Raw genomic sequence first — 2,500 nt, 5'->3', positions numbered from 1 at the left:
TACCCCAGGGGGTAGAGCACTGGATGGGCTAGGGGTCCTCACCGGATTACCAAACCTAACCAAACTCCGAATACCTGGGAGTACTAGTCGGCAGACACACGGCGGGTGCTAACGTCCGTCGTGAAAAGGGAAACAACCCTGACCTACAGCTAAGGTCCCCAAGTTATGGCTAAGTGGGAAAGGATGTGAGGATCCCAAAACAACCAGGATGTTGGCTTAGAAGCAGCCATCATTTAAAGAAAGCGTAACAGCTCACTGGTCTAAATAAGGGTCTTTGCGCCGAAAATGTAACGGGGCTAAAGCCATACACCGAAGCTTAGGGTTTGGTCCGCAAGGGCCAAGCGGTAGCGGAGCGTTCTGTAAGCTGATGAAGCCATACCCGTGAGGGGTGGTGGAGGTATCAGAAGTGCGAATGCTGACATGAGTAACGTAAGGGGAGTGAGAGACTCCCCCGCCGAAAGACCAAGGGTTCCTGCTTAAAGCTAATCTGAGCAGGGTTAGCCGGCCCCTAAGACGAGGCGGAAACGCGTAGTCGATGGGAACCACGTTAATATTCGTGGGCTTGGAGGTAGTGACGGATCATTGAGGTAGTCCAATCTTATCGGATTGAACGGGCTGCTGCGTGGTTCCAGGAAATAGCTCCTCCTTATAAACCGTACCCGAAACCGACACTGGTGGTCTGGTAGAGTATACCAAGGCGCTTGAGAGAACTATGCTGAAGGAACTCGGCAAATTGCACGCGTAACTTCGGAAGAAGCGTGACCCTTTTCTACGCAAGTAGAGGAGGGTGGCACAGACCAGGGGGTAGCGACTGTTTATCAAAAACACAGGGCTCTGCGAAGTCGCAAGACGACGTATAGGGTCTGACGCCTGCCCGGTGCTGGAAGGTTAAGAGGAGGGGTGCAAGCTCTGAATCGAAGCCCCAGTAAACGGCGGCCGTAACTATAACGGTCCTAAGGTAGCGAAATTCCTTGTCGGGTAAGTTCCGACCTGCACGAATGGCGTAACGACTTCCCCGCTGTCTCCAGCATAGACTCAGTGAAATTGAATTCCCCGTGAAGATGCGGGGTTCCTGCGGTTAGACGGAAAGACCCCGTGCACCTTTACTATAGCTTTACATTGGCATTCGTAGTGGCATGTGTAGGATAGGTGGTAGGCTTTGAAACCTGGGCGCCAGCTCAGGTGGAGCCACCCTTGAAATACCACCCTTATTACTATGGATGTCTAACCGCGGCCCGTTATCCGGGTCCGGGACAATGTATGGTGGGTAGTTTGACTGGGGCGGTCGCCTCCTAAAGAGTAACGGAGGCGCGCGATGGTGGGCTCAGAACGGTCGGAAATCGTTCGCTGAGTGCAATGGCATAAGCCTGCCTGACTGCGAGACTGACAAGTCGAGCAGAGACGAAAGTCGGTCATAGTGATCCGGTGGTCCCGCGTGGAAGGGCCATCGCTCAACGGATAAAAGGTACGCCGGGGATAACAGGCTGATGACCCCCAAGAGTCCATATCGACGGGGTTGTTTGGCACCTCGATGTCGACTCATCGCATCCTGGGGCTGGAGCAGGTCCCAAGGGTATGGCTGTTCGCCATTTAAAGCGGTACGTGAGTTGGGTTCAGAACGTCGTGAGACAGTTCGGTCCCTATCTGCCGTGGGTGTAGGAATATTGAAAGGATCTGTCCCTAGTACGAGAGGACCGGGATGGACGGATCTCTGGTGGACCTGTTGTGGCGCCAGCCGCATAGCAGGGTAGCTATATCCGGACGGGATAACCGCTGAAGGCATCTAAGCGGGAAACCCACCTTAAAACGAGTATTCCCTGAGAACCGTGGAAGACGACCACGTTGATAGGCCGGGTGTGGAAGAGCGGCAACGCTTGAAGCTTACCGGTACTAATAGTTCGATCGGCTTGATCGTTCTCATTCCTTATGCTCATCGCTCCAAATTGGAGGATGACAGGCACGACAAAGATCAGCGAAAAGCTCCGACAGAGCCCCAGGCCTTACGCCTGATGCTATGTTGCGGCCAATCGCTAGAAACAGCTTCTCGAACAACGTGCGTTTTGCCGACCTGGTGGTTATGGCGGAGCGGCTGCACCCGATCCCATTCCGAACTCGGCCGTGAAACGCTCCAGCGCTGATGGTACTTCGTCTCAAGACGCGGGAGAGTAGGTCGCTGCCAGGTCTGCTAAACGCACGTTGAAATCTTCTCTCTACGAACAGGCCCGCCAATCGGGAAACCACGGGCCGCGTAAGCGGCCCTTTCAATTGGTGAGCCATCTACCTATTTGTAGGCCTCGGCTTACAGAAAAGGAAAGCAAGCAAGTGCTTGCCTAGGAACGCAAGCAAACGCTTGCTTAGGGTTGACGCGGGGTGGAGCAGCCCGGTAGCTCGTCAGGCTCATAACCTGAAGGTCACAGGTTCAAATCCTGTCCCCGCAACCAAATCCAATAGTCAAACGGCCCGCTCTGCGGGCCGTTTGCGTTTGGGGGACTGCTTCTCG

1 tRNA gene and 2 rRNA genes (1 of these 3 cut by a window edge) are annotated in these 2,500 nt (G+C 54.5%); all 3 read left to right on the top strand.

The window, feature by feature from the left end:
• A 23S ribosomal RNA gene (locus EN993_RS27495) occupies positions 1-1,915 on the top strand (it extends 907 nt beyond the left edge of the window).
• Between the two features lie 152 nt (positions 1,916-2,067).
• Positions 2,068-2,182, top strand: a 5S ribosomal RNA gene (rrf, locus tag EN993_RS27490).
• A gap of 182 nt (positions 2,183-2,364) precedes the next feature.
• Positions 2,365-2,441, top strand: a tRNA-Met gene (locus tag EN993_RS27485).
• Positions 2,442-2,500 lie beyond the last annotated feature (59 nt).

It is taken from the genome of Mesorhizobium sp. M7D.F.Ca.US.004.01.2.1, assembly GCF_003997785.1.
Classification (GTDB): domain Bacteria; phylum Pseudomonadota; class Alphaproteobacteria; order Rhizobiales; family Rhizobiaceae; genus Mesorhizobium; species Mesorhizobium loti.
Note: the sequence above shows the minus strand (reverse complement) of the source record. Positions and strands in the feature narration are given on the sequence as shown.